At 36.8% G+C, this 16,337-nt stretch carries 20 protein-coding genes; all 20 read right to left on the reverse strand.

Features of this window, described 5'->3' with window-relative positions; translation table 11 throughout:
- Nucleotides 1-5 precede the first annotated feature (5 nt).
- Entirely contained in the window at nt 6-1,025 is a 1,020-nt protein-coding gene (locus AAGD59_RS05330; protein WP_253303708.1) for an IS110 family transposase, read from the reverse strand.
- Between the two features lie 267 nt (nt 1,026-1,292).
- Nucleotides 1,293-1,850, reverse strand: coding sequence for a hypothetical protein (locus AAGD59_RS05335; RefSeq protein WP_264330657.1), 558 nt, complete (start codon nt 1,848-1,850; stop codon nt 1,293-1,295).
- A 6-nt stretch (nt 1,851-1,856) separates the two neighbouring features.
- Nucleotides 1,857-3,320, reverse strand: a complete 1,464-nt coding sequence (locus AAGD59_RS05340; protein ID WP_265027858.1) for a hypothetical protein — start codon at nt 3,318-3,320, stop codon at nt 1,857-1,859.
- Nucleotides 3,317-3,502 (reverse strand): hypothetical protein, encoded by a 186-nt coding sequence (locus AAGD59_RS05345; RefSeq protein WP_174517025.1) that lies wholly within the window; start codon nt 3,500-3,502, stop codon nt 3,317-3,319. The genes AAGD59_RS05340 and AAGD59_RS05345 overlap by 4 nt, the downstream gene beginning before the upstream one ends.
- A 7-nt stretch (nt 3,503-3,509) precedes the next feature.
- The gene (locus AAGD59_RS05350) at nt 3,510-4,706 is read right to left on the reverse strand and encodes a hypothetical protein (RefSeq protein WP_264336323.1); all 1,197 of its coding nucleotides are present in this window, start codon (nt 4,704-4,706) and stop codon (nt 3,510-3,512) included.
- 20 nt (nt 4,707-4,726) lie between these two features.
- Nucleotides 4,727-6,658: a DUF4815 domain-containing protein gene (locus AAGD59_RS05355; protein WP_265027859.1), complete on the reverse strand. Its 1,932-nt coding sequence runs from the start codon at nt 6,656-6,658 to the stop codon at nt 4,727-4,729.
- A gap of 6 nt (nt 6,659-6,664) precedes the next feature.
- Nucleotides 6,665-7,351, reverse strand: coding sequence for a hypothetical protein (locus AAGD59_RS05360; RefSeq protein ID WP_208571636.1), 687 nt, complete (start codon nt 7,349-7,351; stop codon nt 6,665-6,667).
- A 20-nt stretch (nt 7,352-7,371) separates the two neighbouring features.
- A complete protein-coding gene (locus tag AAGD59_RS05365) occupies nt 7,372-8,589 on the reverse strand; it encodes a phage tail protein (RefSeq protein ID WP_012673240.1) in 1,218 nt (405 codons plus the stop codon).
- Between the two features lie 6 nt (nt 8,590-8,595).
- The gene (locus AAGD59_RS05370) at nt 8,596-9,393 is read right to left on the reverse strand and encodes a baseplate J/gp47 family protein (RefSeq protein WP_015588499.1); all 798 of its coding nucleotides are present in this window, start codon (nt 9,391-9,393) and stop codon (nt 8,596-8,598) included.
- A gap of 9 nt (nt 9,394-9,402) precedes the next feature.
- A complete protein-coding gene (locus AAGD59_RS05375; protein ID WP_015588498.1) occupies nt 9,403-9,738 on the reverse strand; it encodes a GPW/gp25 family protein in 336 nt (111 codons plus the stop codon).
- A gap of 5 nt (nt 9,739-9,743) precedes the next feature.
- Nucleotides 9,744-10,196 (reverse strand): PAAR domain-containing protein, encoded by a 453-nt coding sequence (locus tag AAGD59_RS05380; RefSeq protein WP_318010167.1) that lies wholly within the window; start codon nt 10,194-10,196, stop codon nt 9,744-9,746.
- A gap of 39 nt (nt 10,197-10,235) precedes the next feature.
- Nucleotides 10,236-10,805, reverse strand: coding sequence for a phage baseplate assembly protein V (locus tag AAGD59_RS05385; protein ID WP_205517798.1), 570 nt, complete (start codon nt 10,803-10,805; stop codon nt 10,236-10,238).
- Complete coding sequence (locus tag AAGD59_RS05390; protein WP_224721422.1) at nt 10,795-11,322, reverse strand: hypothetical protein; 528 nt, start codon at nt 11,320-11,322, stop codon at nt 10,795-10,797. The genes AAGD59_RS05385 and AAGD59_RS05390 overlap by 11 nt, the downstream gene beginning before the upstream one ends.
- The gene (locus tag AAGD59_RS05395; protein ID WP_164224822.1) at nt 11,303-11,791 is read right to left on the reverse strand and encodes a phage tail protein; all 489 of its coding nucleotides are present in this window, start codon (nt 11,789-11,791) and stop codon (nt 11,303-11,305) included. Before AAGD59_RS05395 ends, AAGD59_RS05390 begins: the two co-directional genes overlap by 20 nt.
- The gene (locus tag AAGD59_RS05400; protein WP_174516711.1) at nt 11,784-12,104 is read right to left on the reverse strand and encodes a hypothetical protein; all 321 of its coding nucleotides are present in this window, start codon (nt 12,102-12,104) and stop codon (nt 11,784-11,786) included. The genes AAGD59_RS05395 and AAGD59_RS05400 overlap by 8 nt, the downstream gene beginning before the upstream one ends.
- 83 nt (nt 12,105-12,187) lie before the next feature.
- A complete protein-coding gene (locus AAGD59_RS05405; RefSeq protein WP_164224824.1) occupies nt 12,188-13,192 on the reverse strand; it encodes a major capsid protein in 1,005 nt (334 codons plus the stop codon).
- Between the two features lie 43 nt (nt 13,193-13,235).
- Nucleotides 13,236-13,607 (reverse strand): head decoration protein, encoded by a 372-nt coding sequence (locus tag AAGD59_RS05410; RefSeq protein ID WP_164224825.1) that lies wholly within the window; start codon nt 13,605-13,607, stop codon nt 13,236-13,238.
- Nucleotides 13,600-14,688, reverse strand: coding sequence for a S49 family peptidase (locus AAGD59_RS05415; protein WP_236515170.1), 1,089 nt, complete (start codon nt 14,686-14,688; stop codon nt 13,600-13,602). The genes AAGD59_RS05410 and AAGD59_RS05415 overlap by 8 nt, the downstream gene beginning before the upstream one ends.
- On the reverse strand, nt 14,685-16,112 hold the full coding sequence (locus tag AAGD59_RS05420; RefSeq protein ID WP_265027861.1) for a phage portal protein: 1,428 nt from the start codon (nt 16,110-16,112) through the stop codon (nt 14,685-14,687). The genes AAGD59_RS05415 and AAGD59_RS05420 overlap by 4 nt, the downstream gene beginning before the upstream one ends.
- Nucleotides 16,112-16,336, reverse strand: coding sequence for a gpW family head-tail joining protein (locus AAGD59_RS05425; protein ID WP_187297528.1), 225 nt, complete (start codon nt 16,334-16,336; stop codon nt 16,112-16,114). Before AAGD59_RS05425 ends, AAGD59_RS05420 begins: the two co-directional genes overlap by 1 nt.
- Between the last annotated feature and the right edge of the window lies 1 nt (nt 16,337).

Raw genomic sequence — 16,337 nt, forward strand, 5'->3', positions numbered from 1 at the left:
TATGATTATTGTCCAGTAAAAATTTCAAATTTTGTAAAATCTTTAAAAACCCAGTTATTTTTAAGAGTGTAGAAAATAGTTATAAGAAATTTCCTAGCAGTAGCAGTTATAGCCTTAGCAGAACCACGCTTCTTTTTTATATGTTCATAAAAGCTTTTCAAGTAAGGACTGTAACGTACAGCAATCCAAGTACATTGAACTAAAGAAGTACGCGCTATTTTTGACCCTCGTTTGGTAATTCTTCCAATTGTACATTGCTGATTAGATTGAGAAACTCTTGGCACAACTCCAAAATATGCAGTAAGTTTCTCAGGTCTACGGAAATCATTAATGTCTCCAATTGTTACAATAAAAACAGCTGCAGAAATTGGACCTATTCCCTTTATGCTGATAAGATTGCTGAACCCAGGAAGTTGTTTAGCGAAAGCTATAATTTCCTTTTCAAGCTTTTTAAGGCTTTCTCGGATAGCTTCTAAATGATAGCTAATCACTTCAATTTCAACTTTTTCTAAAGGATCCCAATTATGCTTTTGAGTAGCACGTTCAAATCCTACTTTAGTTGTAAGTACTTCTTTTTTAATTTTTATTCCATGGTAATTAAAAAGACCATGAACTTTATTGATTAAAGATACCCGTGACTTTACTAACTGATCTCTCATTTGAAGAAGAGAAGCTAACTGCTGGCATTGTTTGTTTTTGCACCTTGCCTCAGGCAACATATCTTTGCTGAGAAAGAAAGCAATAGCTCGTGCATCATGCTTATCTGTTTTGTTCACAGAGCGACGAACAACTTCAAACTGCCCAGGAGCAATTATTACTATGCGTTTAACGTAAGGTGAAACTGCATCATAAAAGAAACAGCTGTTACCTGTTGCTTCTATGGCTACTTCATCTGTTTCTTGAAGATCTTTGGTGAAATTATCCAAGTCTTTTAAGCGAAACGTTTGAATATGCTCAGGTTTCCCTTCCTGTAAGTAACAAACAGTAAAACTATTGGTATGTAAATCAACTCCAATGTGACGCATATTTTTTCCTCCAATTGCATATTTCAATATATCAGAGTAGAATATTGCCGGTTGTTCCAAACTCCTATACGAGGTCATCACATTTTGTGAGCCTCACGATGATTTTCGGTGGCAGGGGCAGTTAATCTCCCCTACGAAGTCTTCTTTCTACTCCCTGAGCAGAAAGTGCTTCAGAAAAATATCCAACCTGCCACCTATCCACTCTGAGAAGTCATTATCTTCTCTTGCTTCCAACCAAGCAATACTTATTCATACCATCTCCCCTTTTCAACTTTCTTGCATTTTTTGTTTACAATCATCTAGCAAAGTTTGCAGCTCTTCCTTACTTTTAGCTTCACCGATTTCCCTTTCAGCTATATCCACCAATTCTTCGCACTTGATTATTGCTTTTTTCGCTCTTTTTGCTTTTTCCTGAATTATTCTTGCCATTTCTACTACTGAAATTCCTCGGACTTTTGCTAATGGCTCTATAATTTCTGCATCTTTTTTGTCTATAGATTCTGGTGCTGCTAAAATGTTCTCTGCGGCTTTTGCTTGTATTTCGTACGACTTAGACTTCTGATGAGAATATCCTGCGTATTGGTGAGTATAGTTATCATAATAAGCATGAAGATTAGAAAGTGCAGAAAACTTCGCATTTTGTAGTAACTCCAATTCAATATCTTCTTGATTCCGCTGAGCAATTTTGCCTCCTTCTGTTAAACAATAGCTTTTTTGCCAATCAAAATCTTCTGGTGCTTCATACCAATCATTTTCAGTTGGCTTGCTTTCAAGTGTTGTTGTTTCTACTTGTTTATCATTTTCAAATCTAATGTAGATAGACATTGTTTGTTACCTCCAAATCTCATACGTGTTAGATAATCCTGGACATTGCCAAGCTTTTAGCGTTCTCTCCACATCTACTTCAAGTCCTGTAGTTAGAACATTGCTACGTATGTTATAAATCCCCCACTGAATAAATTGACCATAGTTGTGTACATAATTTGATGCAAGCATACCTTGACTAACTTGTGTTCTGGAATACAGGTAAGATGATGTGTAAAGTAATATTGCAACTGTTTTTCCTGCTGGAATCTCCACATTACCAGATCCAGCTAATTTGCTATCAGAACTCGTGTATTGGTAAACATTTTTCCATATTATTCTTGAAATTCTTGATTTATTAGAATTGGTATTATCTGGCGTTCCCACAAATAATCCTGCACCTCCATACTCCGTACTCGAATACGATGATCCAACAAATTCTATTGTTTTATTTATGTTCACATTCGTTGTATTTTTTATAAATACTACTCCAAGTGCAGCATATGGGTAATAGTATATCTCATCATAACTACCCGAAAAGCTTTTTGTGCATAACTCTCCGTAAATAAATGTTCCCTTGCTTCCCTCTATAAAACTTAGTTGTCTTGGCCGATAAAAACTAACGTAATCTGTATTGTACGTATGGCTACCTGCTAGTAGTTGTAACATATAGTCAGTTTTTGTTATATCACTACTCCACTTTCCAAGCTCTGTCATAAAAGTTCCGTGGCCAAAATAATTATTTTTTCTGCCAAGTACACCAAATAAGAAAGGTAATGACCCTGGTTCAACCATGTTGCGCTTTCTTATTTCATTTATAAGAGACACTTTTAACTGTTCATCCCGAGTTTTTACCTCATTAGAGATGTTTTCAATTCGAGTTTCTATTTCCCCAATAATTGATGAGCCAGATGGTACATTATTAACAGCACGAAAATCTTCTACTAAACCTTTAAGACCATCTTTATGACTGTTACTAATGCTATTTATTGCTGCAATATTGGCATTCTTTCTCGTATCAAGTAGCGATATATGCGAATCTGATGATGCTTTTAAAGTATTTAAGGAATTATCCCTAAGCTTGTTAATTTCATTGACAGAATCTGTTTTCGCTTCAGTTATTGCAGATATTGAATTTTCCTTATTGCTATTTATGTCACTTAAGTGCGTCCTTGCAGCGCTCAAGAGTTCTTTTAACTTACCATCTGTCATCTGTACAATTTCAGAAACCGCACTTTTGTCGATTATTGATTCCAGTGCTTTAGCAAGATATGCTAGTTGATCTGGTGTACTACTTCCTGCTAAATCTTTAAGCCTTCTCTGTAGTGCATCAATTATCTCTTTTACTTCAGTTATTTGTACAATGTCAGCAATAGCTCTTTTATCTGCTATCAATTCCAGCGATTTTGCAAGATATGCCAGTTGATCAGCCGTGCTATTTGCTGCTAAATCCTTTATCCTTTGCTGTAATGCTTCTATTGCTTCTTTCATTCCCAAAAATTCAAAAAAGTTTCAAATCTAAATCGTTCAAAATTATTTTTAAGTTCATCTTCTCTTTCACTCATATCTTCATCTATCTTTTCTATGGCTCTGCGAATACGTACTACATCTTCTACAGCTATGTTCTCTGGATGCGGCAAAGGATATCCTCGTTTGGTTTGATCAAAAGTCATTTAAATTTTATGTTACTATTACTCTGAGATTTTTGACTTTAGGACGATAAATAACCGTTCCACTTAAAACTAATTTTATCCTTGTCTCATTAGCATTAAAATTTGTCAGCACATGAGTTCTCTCTACCCAATTTTCTCCAATTGGTTTTCCTGATGTTAAATTTACTAATTGCCAATCACTGTTGCTTTTTTGTACATAAGCTTTAACATCTGCAGTGCCAGGTATCAGCGCATCATATGTTATGGTAATCTTAGTGTTAGCTCCTGCTGTAATACTTCTTGTAACATAATCTCCTTTTTCCCCTATATTACCCATAACTAGCTGTAACCCAGGATATAGCACTGGACTTTTTTCTCGCCCTCCTTTTAGGCTTGCCTTTACTGTTAGCTCTCCAGATAGTCTTTCACGCAGTGCAAGTGGCAAATTATCAGACAAAAAGTTCTCTTTTCCCTCTTCATCTGTTAAGATAAATTCCACATTGGTATCAAATGCTACTTTTTCGACGTTCGTCAAAACAATTAAATCTGAAGTATTGGTTGCTGTAACTTTTCCCAGATCAATAACGTGAGAATTTTCGCTAAATTTTGCAGCCAAAAGCCGAAACGTTAAATCTAAATTTTGATGTGGAGTCCAGGTGCTTGCATTGCTTGATGACAGTAATACTCCTACTTGATATGGCTGGCTTGTTACCCAACGGCTATTTACTGCATCATATTTGCCAAGTTCTGCTATTTTTACTGCAGTATCTGCATCATCAGTAAGTAGTACTATTGCATACTCCTCTCCTGCATGGCAAAACACTGGTGACCACTCTATACGTGTTGCTGTGCCATCTATCTTTATATCTTTTGGCTCAATATAGCTTTCAGCAATGACAGTTTGCGAGGGCACTCCCACTGCTGTTTCTCTAATCTGCACAACAACACGTTTTTTGCCTTTATTTACAAACCATAGTTCCACGCCTCCTATGTGCCTACTTTCATTTAGAGTAAATGTTTGCGCTAAAGGATCAACTCTTCTTGCTGCGATAACTCTTCTTCTTTCCTCTATGGTAATTGTTTTTTTACCAGTATAAGTTGCTTCTCCATAACTGCCTTTATCACCGAAGAACTGCACTAACTTAGTCCCAGCAGGAATGTTTCTTGGTACAGTAAATCTTCCTTTTATTTTTCCTCTGTTATCAGCAATAAATGTTGCAATCATGTTTTTCTTTCAAATATTTTCTATGCTTTAGGTTGAATAAAAATTCCATCAAACTTTAATTCCTTAAGCTTTTCACCAGTTGCAAAACCTTCAATCTCAAAATTTTGAGTTGCTTCTCGCATAAATTCAGTTTCGTATGAGGTGCTTGACAGCAGCTCTGTTGTTTCTTTAACATTAAATACTCTAGTTACTGGACTTTTCCAATTCGTGGTAACCTCCGTCCAGTGGTCAATGTTTTTATTTAGAGTAATTTGCGCCGGGACTGGATCAAAAGCTTGATATGGATTGATCTTTTCTCCTTTAGTCTGTAAAAGCTGCTCCAGTACCGGTTCAAGTTTATAAGGCAAAAGATATCTTTCCCCACCTTTTTCAATATCTGCAACTTCTACATCTATTGGCAGAACTAGCTCTCTATTTACTATTGCTGCAGACTGCGAAATTCCTTGATCACGCATATCATCATCAAAGAACGAATCAACAAATACTCCTTTTTTGGTGGTAGGTTCTCTTGAATTTGCATCATTGCGTAGACGTTCCTCTGCAACCAGCGCATAAAGATCATTTATTCCTTTTTTCATTGCTTCAAGCTCATTCATCGGTACAGCATGAATAGCATTATTCACTATTTTTACCCCTTCTTTTTCTCCGTTTTTCCACGTCTGATGAATGTAGCAGAGCAAAAGTTGTCCGCTAGGTGCTTTAGGCATTGATGGTCGCCAAGGGTGAGCTATACCTTTTATTCTCCTTACTACTCCTTTGCTATCGATAGTAATTAAATCATAGCGGGGCATTTTCCAGGTGTAATCAATCAGAACCAAGCTGTTATCAACTGCTCCTTTTACTTTGCATCCCTCTTCACTTATATCTTCAGGACTTACATGAGTACGACAGCGATAGGTTATCAGGTAACTACTTCCAGGAGCTGGCTCTTTACCAGGTAATGACCAATCAACGTTTCCTGCATTTAACTTATAGTCTATACTATTTTCATAAATAACATTGCCTTGTTTAACTTGAATAATCTCAAGTACTGCAGAGTCAGGTATTGGATCAACAGCTCCTGAGTATGAACCATGAGTAACGGTAATGGTTTTTTGAACAGTTATATCTACTTTTTTAATTTCACTTATTGGAAAATCATTAACTTTAAGTTCCATTACTCTTTGGCTATTTGGCTGAAAAGTATGTGGTTCTGATTCAACTGCTTTTATATCTGGATCTTCATCAAAAGAAACACGAATACTGTGAGGTAGCTCAATCTCATAGCCATCAACATGAGCTTTGCCCTCATTAATCACAAATATTTTTTTTCCTCCTTCTCCCTCTTCCTTTTGCAGGAACATTACTTCAAGACCATTTACGACATAGGAACCATTTGCTTCTTTGTCATAACGAGCAAGAGCAGTAGTTACTATATTTGCTTGTGGTGGCGGTGAATGTTCTATCAATACTCCATTTTCAATGTTATAAATTGGATAAAATTCTCCTGAAGCATTAGTAGTCACACCCTCAGCTTGATAACTCCAAGTGGTGGAAACTTTAAGCCTTGCAGCCCCTACTTCTTGATAGTTACGTGTACCAACAGCAGGATCACGAAGGTTTTCATCCTCAAGTTCTGTAATGGTAGATTCTACGTAATAAACACCTATACGCACTGTGGTACTCAGTGGAATAACAAACTCTTCTTTTTCAACTTTTCTAACCGCTCCACGAAGATAGATTTTTCCTGATTCAAGCGTAACTTTACCAGTTTCTCTATCTATAATACAATTGCTTCCTATTATAACATCACCATCACGAAATATTGCATCGCCTATGCCTTTAAGCTTAGAGAGAGCATACTCCTGAGTCTCGTTTAATTCTGCAGATTGCAAACCTCTTCCAGCAAGAAATAAGCTTTTTTCGTATTCTTTGTCAGGATTAAAGCGGTTATAATAGGTGTTTAAAGTCATTTTATTCTAAAAGGTTACAACAAATGAAAAAGTCTCTCTTGTGGCAGCAGTTCTGATAAGTGGTACAGTGTGTTCTAAAATCAGCAAGATTCCATGGTCTTCTATATCTTTTGGTTCAAAATATCTCTGTCCAGGAGGCAATTTTTCTACCACCTTTGTACCAACCATAACTCCAAGCTCTCTTATTACTTGATTTGCTGCGTCCGTGAAATCGAAAGTAAATTTAAGATACAGATTATTGATTGGTACATTCGATGGTTTAAACCTTCCAGATGGAGTCACAAGTTCTCCATTCTCATCACCACTGCAAAAGAGCACCTCATCAACAACACGACGTCCAACTTCCTTAATTAATGTTGCAGAAGTAATTAGTTCCGGTGGTGTGTCTTGAGTATACTCTATAGTGATTACGCTATCTGCTATAATTGCACCATTTTCTACACGCTCAATAGCGCCTGAGCTACCATCAACTATATAATCTATGCTTGACTGATAAATTGTTTGCCCTGTATAAACTTTTACATCTTTAATAGTGTGGTGATCTAAACTTATCTTGCCCCCTGCTGTAAAAGTTTTTTCAACTTTGTAGCTGCTTTCCCAGGTAGAATCTCCAGATCCCCAAGCAAGATGTATTGGTTGCTCTTTTATGCTCGCAGCAATAGCTGCTCTGCCTGATTGTGTCAGTATTGACATGTCTGATTGCGTGATTGATATTATATATATACAAGATTCGTAGAAAAAACGTCCAATTTTTTTGTAATAATGGGCTCAAAATTTTTCCAAGGGCGATTTAAGTGGCGATGTTCATGCCAAGTGACCATACCTGGGTAAAATACTGCTACGTAATTTTCTAGCTCATGAATAGGATCTTTCTGTTTTAAATCTGAGTCATTTTGACAATCAATATGATATTCCCTTAAATTAGACTCTATTATTCTTTGATCAGTAAAACTCTTTGCTTCGTAGTAATAAGTTATACTAAACCGCTCTAAAATTGGTGTACGTCGAAAATTCCAAATCTGCTCAGAGAGTTTATCTTCACTTAAGTAAAATGTATGCTCTATTTCTTTATAAGCAGTTGGTGCAAAACAAGCATTGATATCTCCCAAATTCCAACTATCTGATAATACTATCAACGCTTTAGCAAACTTAATTTCTGGCAATAAACCCTGTGGTAGAGGATATAGTGCTTTTAAGTTATACCACTCGTGACTTCTTTCATATATACCGTTGTAATTCTTGGTGTGAGGCTCTGTCTCTCCTAATACTGCAACATCCAACCTATATAAATCATTACTGTAACTTCTATCATAATGTGATCTAAAAGTGCTAAATTTAAATCTTGGATTTCCTATTTTTAGCTCAAATGAGTTTTTTCTTCCAAACGATAATACTGGCCCTTCTTTTGCTATTCTTACACCCGAGTAGTCTGAAAGAAGATCTCCAAAAATACTTTCATCTAACATAAACCGCTGAGCATTGTAATAATCATTGAATATTCGCATTAATCGAGATCTTGCCGGTGCAGAAAGTTTTGCCAGAGCAATTACACTATCGACAAAAAAGTCATTAGGAACATCAGAGATGCCAATTTGAAATTCAGCAAAATGCTCTCCTGGTGGTTCTTCTTGAATGGTAATATTATCAATGTTTGCCCATTTCAGCGCCATCTTCAGTGACTGTGGTGTACCGCGCAAACGTTGAAATCTTATTCCGTTTTGCTTAGCTAAGACCCATTCTTTTAATGCACTCTTAGTAGCTTTCTTACCCCAGGATAAAATTTCTCCCAAGCCGTATTCCGCTACTAGCCACGGCAACATTTCAGTCTGTGGGTTAAATTTAAATCCCCGTAGAGAATTTGCATCAAGAGAATAATTAATTATGTCTGTAAGTATTTGCTCTTGCTTTGAAGCATTTGGAGGAAGTATCACCAATTTTTACCTAACACTTAAATCACTTAAAGCAACGCATTCATTATTTTGTACAATTATGTCTTCTATTGGCTCTGTAAGCTCTATATTTTGTATACCTTCTGTAAAAAGATGAGCAATAATCCAGGACCTGGTTACATTCCACCCTAAACCTTTAGTAGACTCAAGACCTTTGATAAATTGTTCCTTTGCAGCTTCGATAACATCTTTTGATGCAGTAGGGTAAATATGCACTTTAGCATGAATAGTAATGGGAATAATACCACAGCCAATAACTGTAAGCGTATCTGTTAATACACGAATATCATCGCGAATAACGTGATTTCTGACGATCTCTAGCAATTCTTCTGAAGGTACTCCACCATTTTCTGTGGAAAGTATTGAAATCTGTACACTTCCTGGTATAGGTGATACCACTTGCGCATCTTTTACTCTCGTGTCAGCAGATAATGCATGATAGCGATAATGCTCTTTACTCCCTGCTGTTGACCAACCAACAATTTTGGCTTTTACCCGCTTCCTTAAGGATTCATCATTCTCTGACTCCTTTCTCAGCACACCATAAAATTCAGCCAAGTGATCAAGGTCATTACCTCTTGCAAAAGCAAGTAAATTTGCCTGTGCTGCATCATTAATCCTTTGCCTAAGCAAAAGTTCACGCCAGGCTGCTACTTCCAGTATCTTTATTGCTGGATCACTCTCAGTTAGTGCAGAAAAACTTGCATTCCGACGCACTAACTCTTCTTTCATTCGCGAAAAGATTTCCTCAAATTTTAATGTTTCGACAATATTTGGTGTTTTCATCCTACTACCTTATACTATAATACCATCAAGGCGGATCGGCTTTCCATTTGGCAGATAGATTCCTTCTAAAATGAGAGTTACTTTACCTTCTTTTATTTCTGTTATTTGTACACGTTTAAGCTTAAATCGACGCTCCCACTTTTCTAATGCTTCTGCAACTGCTGCATAAAGCTCTTGTGCAAAACCAGGTACAATTGGATGATCAATCAGCTCAAATAACCTTGATCCATAATCTCGGCGCATAACACGAGCACCAATTGGTGTAGTTAAAATATCAACTATTGATTGTTTTAAATGCTCTATACCACTTATTGTTTTACCAGTTTCAGAATTCATACCACGCATATCACTTACCCTGCAAAGACATCATTGCTTCCTTGTTCTGCCACTGCTCCACAGGAAATTAGGTCACCAGTACGAGCAATGGCTTTGCCATTTACAAACACTGAATCTGACCCCTCAAGAAGGGATTGACTAGTATGTGGTGGTTTATAAGGGTCTGTTGATGCATGTTGTGACCATTCATCTCCTTGACGATGCACAGGCCTACCATTTACAAACACATTACTGCTTCCTCCTATGCCAGGGCTTTGTAAATAATCTCCATGTTGGTTACACATATCACCAAAACGAACAACTTTTCCCTGTTTTGCCAAACTTAAATCTTTGTCTGATTCTGAAAGTCGTTTTTGCCCTAACAATGAACCTCTTGTTTCCTCCTCTCTTCTTGACTCATCTTCACATCCTGATTCATATCCACTTAATTCTGATGTTTGAGAGGTATACTCAATATCACCAATCATAATACCCTTATCATTATTAGCTCTAACATTTTTCTCCGGCTAGTTTAAATCTATTTTTTTCGCATTTAACTTAATGCCACTCTCAGTAATCTCTAGACTTGAGTTCCCAACCTGTAAGACAATCTTTTCATCAGTTATATTTGAACTTGATTTTCCCGTTTTTAAAATAACTTCCTTACTAGTTACTTCCATTTGCGTTTCTTTCACTGCAAAAACAAGAGCTCCTTCTTCTTTGACAGAAATTGTAAACTTATGACCATTTCGGTCATAGTAAATAACTGTTCCATCTTTAAAAACAAAACCGCTTACTTCTTCCTTACTTCCTTCTGGAATAGGATATTTTTTATAATAAATTGCAGGTAAGACAATCCCTTTGGCAATTTCACCAGATGGCGAAAGTACTATCACCTGTTCTCCAATACTTGGTGCAGACCAACTTCTGTCTTCTCCAGCTCTTGCTGTTACCCATGGCAACCAGTCTGTTAATATATTACCTATCATTTTTACACGTACCTTAGCCGTTCCACAGCCTACTTCTTCGACTGTGCCAACTCTAATCAAGTTATTAAGTTTTATTAGTAAGTTCGCATCTTCAAAACTATTCATCATTTTTGCCAACCTTTACATATTTATGCTTATTAGCAACTCCAATATCAGGCGTAAACCCAATGTAAACAGTACTTGGCGGAATACTACTCTCTGCCCATACTGAATCACCAAGATGTACTTCATGCACCCACTCTACCATCCACACTAAATATGCATCGAGCTCTGGCCTAAAATCATCTCCTCCTCCTGAGATAAATTCTCCTGGTGAAATTTTCTCCACTTTCCAAGTGTTTTTATTTACCACTCTTGCTACTTCTGCCGCCAATGCTCTGACAATAATAGGTGCATTTTCTATTGTGCTATCAATCACAATTCGTGCTTCAAATTTTGCTCTCAGCGCTAATTCTTCTGTTCCTGGATCATGTCCTTTTTCAAAGCCACTAAGTTCTATAAATACTGCTGGTGCTATCAATTCTTTCCTGATTGCTGGATAAACCTCACAAGTTTGAATTGCTGGTATCTCTGCCTTTAGCGTATTACAAATTGCCTCATGTAAATTAGTCCAAAATGCCGTCATAAAATAACTCATGTGTAAAATATTTTTCAAATATCCTTTCAACTTCATAATTAACAAGATTTTCTATTATCCTTGAAGCCTCAGGTTCAAGTGGTAGTTTAACCTCCTGTATCGGTAGTGCTGTTCTTCCTACACGTTTAAAAATACCACGATAGCCTCTTGGCATTGTTGCCATAAATTCATCATTAAATGCTGTTCTTATTTTTGCTTGTTTTATATTTATATCATACAGATATGCTCTAATTAAAACTTTCAAAGTGCTTTTTCTTGACTTGATGATTCTTAGTCTTTTTCTAATTACTTTCAGCCTAATTTGCTTTTCTTCACTGATTTCTCGGACAGCCTGAGATTTTAACCATAGTGCCGTTTTGTTTAGCGCTCTTACCGCTGCCAACTCTACTTTAGCTTTGTTAGCATCAATGTCGTGAGTAATTCTCTCAATGTTTTCATTAACTTCAATTTTAAACATCTTTCTCTCCAAGTACTGTACAGTTTATATTCCAAACTATTCCTGAATTACCTCGCAGTGGCGGAGAATATACTTTATATTTACAACCATCAATAACAAAAATATCTCCCACCATTGGCCTGAGTACATCAAAAACGCTTACCTCAAGAAAAAGCATCTCTCCCACAAATTGTCCTTCACCAATCTCGTATAATTTATCTGGCTGTTGCTTTAGTACTTGTACCATATATGACTTATCCTTTGATTCATACAAAGCTACTTTTCCTAAATGAGCAAAACAATCTTTAAATAATCTCTTAATATTCTCTTGCACATTTCTCCGCTATATACTAACATTTATATGCTAAGAAGAGGTAAAGCATTCTTCTGCCTCACACCGCTTTATATTTGCTCTACCTATGTTGCAACGATCTTGACTAGTATTGCTGGACGGTGGCACATTGGCAGAGGGTTTGACTGCGTATGCAAATCAGTCCCTCTATCAAATCTTCTTGGCTCTTGTTTTGCATAGAGTGGCTGTCCAAGAGTATTCACTGTTTCATTAAAATCTGCTGGTGCAAAATATGTTGTAAATGTGCTTGCTGTTCCTACTGGAAAACAGTGCCCCGTATCCCTTTCTATAAATCTTCTCACGGTTCCTTCAGGATCAGTTGCTTGTCCTCTATATTCCTCAAACGTTATTCCACAGAACGTAAATCCTGACCTCATATCATTTCTTAGCGCTGCTCCTTCTTGCCATCTCTCATATGCTTCTTTCACTTTAGCATGAGAAGTAAGTGCATCAAAAAACTCAGGGCTTACTAAAGCATGAATTCCTGTCATATATTCACCACTTAGATTATCTTCTATGTGCCTCAATACTTCCAGACACTTACGTTTTACATCAGTTATCGCTGCTCCCAGTGCAAAATTTACTACTTTTGGTGTTATTTCAAATTCGTTGTACAGATTTAACAATTCACTGCCATCTGCGTCCAGAATTATTCCTTTCAGCGCTCCCATACGCAAATGCTCCAACGTTATTGCATGTTTATTTCTCATTAGCTGCAAATGGTCAGTTATTACATCTGCCAGCGCTTTAAGTTCACTTTCTGATCCAAATGCTCTTATTCCCTGTACTTCTTCTGGTAACACTACATCATCATGCGGAATATGTGGAATCGTAAATGTTCTTACCTTTCTTTTTCCTCTTTTTCCTACTGTTGCTGGTGCTCCGGGTACTTGCGTTGGTAGTAAACTTAATACTCCATTTTGCTCTTCTATGGTAATATGTCTAAATCTTACTGACCTACTTGGAAATAAATTTAAATTTTCAACCCGTCCATAATTTATCGGCAATATATTCATCGCATTAGTTAGTGCCGTCATACTAAATGCTGTATTTGTAAATGGATTTTGCATTTTTTCTTTTCCCCCTTTGTGTTTTTTATTGTTTAATATAGCTTTAGACTGCTTTACGGATAATGATCCCTCGTGTTTCAAGTTGCTTTATTGCTGCATTTTTCTGCTCTTCAGTGATATTTGCTGGCCATACAACTGCATGATCTGCTAGCATTGCACCGCGAGCAATAATTACTCCTTTAGCATTTTCCTTTGCGTTTACATCACTTGAAATTACTCCTATTGCCGTTTGTGTGCCATCGGTTGCTGTTAGATTTAAGACCCTAATAAAACCATCTTCAGTCTTTTTAGCAACTACTGCACCAAGCTTGAGATTCTGTCCTTTGGCAACAGTTATTTGATCTCGTGAATATAAATTTGATGCTTCATATTTTAGAAGATCACCAAGGTTATTTTGTTCTGTTATACTACTCATTTTGCTTTTCTCCTTTTGTTATATATTTTAAATGCCTACGACTTTTCGCTACCTGCATCATCAACTCTTCTCCTGAATTCTGTGGTATTGTACTTATTATCTCTGTCTTCTTTGTTCTTTCTGCAAGTAATTCCATTAAAACTTCCCTTGCTTGCTCAACACTTACACTCTGCTCAATAAATTCTCCTATTTTCTCTGGCATCTTTGATATATTACATAAACGTATTAATTCAAGAACTTCAGTACGATACTTAGTTAAATTATTAGTTTCTTCTTTTAGGTCAGTTATAGTTTGTTCGTTCATAGTAATACTCCTGTTTTTATTAATATATTTAAACTCTGAAAGAATTGTAATTCCATCTGCAAGACCTATTTCTACTGCTTTCTCGCCAAAATATAGCCCTGCTTCTGTTGATTTGATTGCCTCTACAGAAAGGTTTCTATTGCGTGCTATTAGCTCAACCAGCATTCCATATAAACGATTCACTTCGCTTTTTAGGTTTTCTAAACTCTCAGAAGTTATTGGCTCATGTGGATTTAAATCATTTTTTCTACTTCCTGCAAATACTGTCGTATATTTTATTCCCTGTTTTTCATCAAACCCACTTTGATCTATATGACTTGCTATTACTCCTATGCTTCCTACTCCTGAAGTTCTACTCACAAATACCTTTTCAGCGCTAGAAGCTATAGCGTACGCTGCAGAATATGCATCATCATTTGCTATCGCTATTATCCTCTTTTTTCCCCTTGCACTGTAAATAAAATCAGCAAGGTCAAACACTCCATTGACCTCTCCTCCAGGACTGTCTATATCCAACAGGATTGTTTCTATATCACTATCTTCTATTGCTTGTGTAATTTGTGCTTCTATTTGATTATAGGAAGTCATTCCAAAAATATCATCAAAAGTTTCTGACTTTTTTGTCAAGATTCCATGTATCGGTATTATTCCTCTTTCACTATTTCTTACTGCATGTTTTATATTTTTAAAGATAGGCTGCTTTCCTGTTTGTAGTGACAGTAATTCAAAACTCCTTGGTTCTACCATTACACATCTGTTTAGCCATTGTTGTTTCATATCACCTCTTGATTGGCCGTAACGTCAGAATCAAAACTTAAGCCCAGTTCACTTGCACGTCTTTGATCTTCAGCAATTTCCTGCTCAATTTCTTCTACATCGTAACCCATTTCTGATACTACTTCTGATCGACTCTTAAATCCATTTCTTACTGCCATTTGCTGTGCTTGCTGATCTTTTAGCGGATCGACCCAATCAAATCCCTGTGGTATCCATTTTACTTCTTTTTTTGCTCCTTCTTTTCCCTTTGTCCATTCTTCACCTATGTCTAGTTCTCCAGAAAGTAGTGCTAACTCTAACCATCTATCCCATACAGGACGGCAAAACTGAAATACCATTATGTTATGCTGTAACATTGTACATCTCCTACGAAACTCTATTAATCCTGCTCTGATTGATGAATAATTAACGCCACTTAGATCCCCAGTTAGTTGCTCATATGTTATTCCTGTACCTATTGCTATTGCTCTCAGCTGCTGTCTCATGAATGCTTCATAACTTCCTCCAACATCCGATGGTTCTGAAAATTTTATATCTTCTCCTGGGTCTAAAAGCTGCATTGTTCCAGGCTCTAAACCAGATAGTGCTACTCCTTGCTCATTACTTTCACCTTCTCCTAAAATATTTGCTTCTGGATCGAGTCTCGTAATAAATCCTGCAAACATCGCCGCTGTCTTTTTTCTCACTAGCTCTGCATCATCGTATTGATCAAGCTCATAGAGCTTTAGCAGTATATTAGAAAGCCATGGCTCTCCCCTAATTTGCCCAGGTCTTAGTGGTCTATAGATATGTAAAACATCGTTTGCTGGTACTCTTACTGATTCTCCAAACGTACTTTCACCAGGGTGTTCTTTAAATAGGTAGTATGCTTCCCTTTGCCCAAGTCTATTGAACTCAATCCCGTTTCTTATTACATTACCATTTGCTAAAGTTTGATTTGTTTTATTATCTAAGTGTTCAGATTCAAGCACTTGTAATTGCAACGGTACACACAGACCATCTCCAGGTTTTCTTGTTCTTAACTGTATGAAACATTCCCCGCCTTCTATCATGCTCCTACAAACCAGTGCTTGCAGTCCATAAAAATCATTTACTCCACTACTGTCTGCTTCATCTGTCCATCTCAGCCATAACTCTTGCACTCTTTTCCGAAACTCTGGATCTTTAGCTTTTGATTGCGGTTTTATTCCTGTTCCAATCGAGTTACTTACTATTGTATCAATGATATTTGCTGCATATGGATTTTTTCTTACCATATCACGAGAGCGGCTACGCAAGTGCTCAAGGCTTTGAGAGAGTAAATTATTTATGCTTCCCGTTTCTCCTTGCCAATACATTACCCTTCTTCCTGAGCCAGATGCATCCCAGGCTGAGCTTTTGATTTTTGGCTTGCTAAATAGTTGTTTGAATGATTTTAGTAACATTACAAAACTCCCTTGTTAGTAGCAAAAATAATTTTCCTCTTCGGCTTCATTCCAACAATCTTTAGTTCAGCCTTAATACGTTGTCTTAAGCTTAGTAAATCATTTATATCTACTTCTGCATATCTCACCACATGGTCACCATATGCAATTGATACCACTCGCTCTCCGTTTTGCAGCTTCTTTATCGCTTCTTCAATTTGAACTAAATACTCTTCGTTATACATT

This window comes from Wolbachia endosymbiont (group A) of Cephus spinipes, from assembly GCF_964026895.1.
GTDB classification, from domain to species: domain Bacteria; phylum Pseudomonadota; class Alphaproteobacteria; order Rickettsiales; family Anaplasmataceae; genus Wolbachia; species Wolbachia pipientis.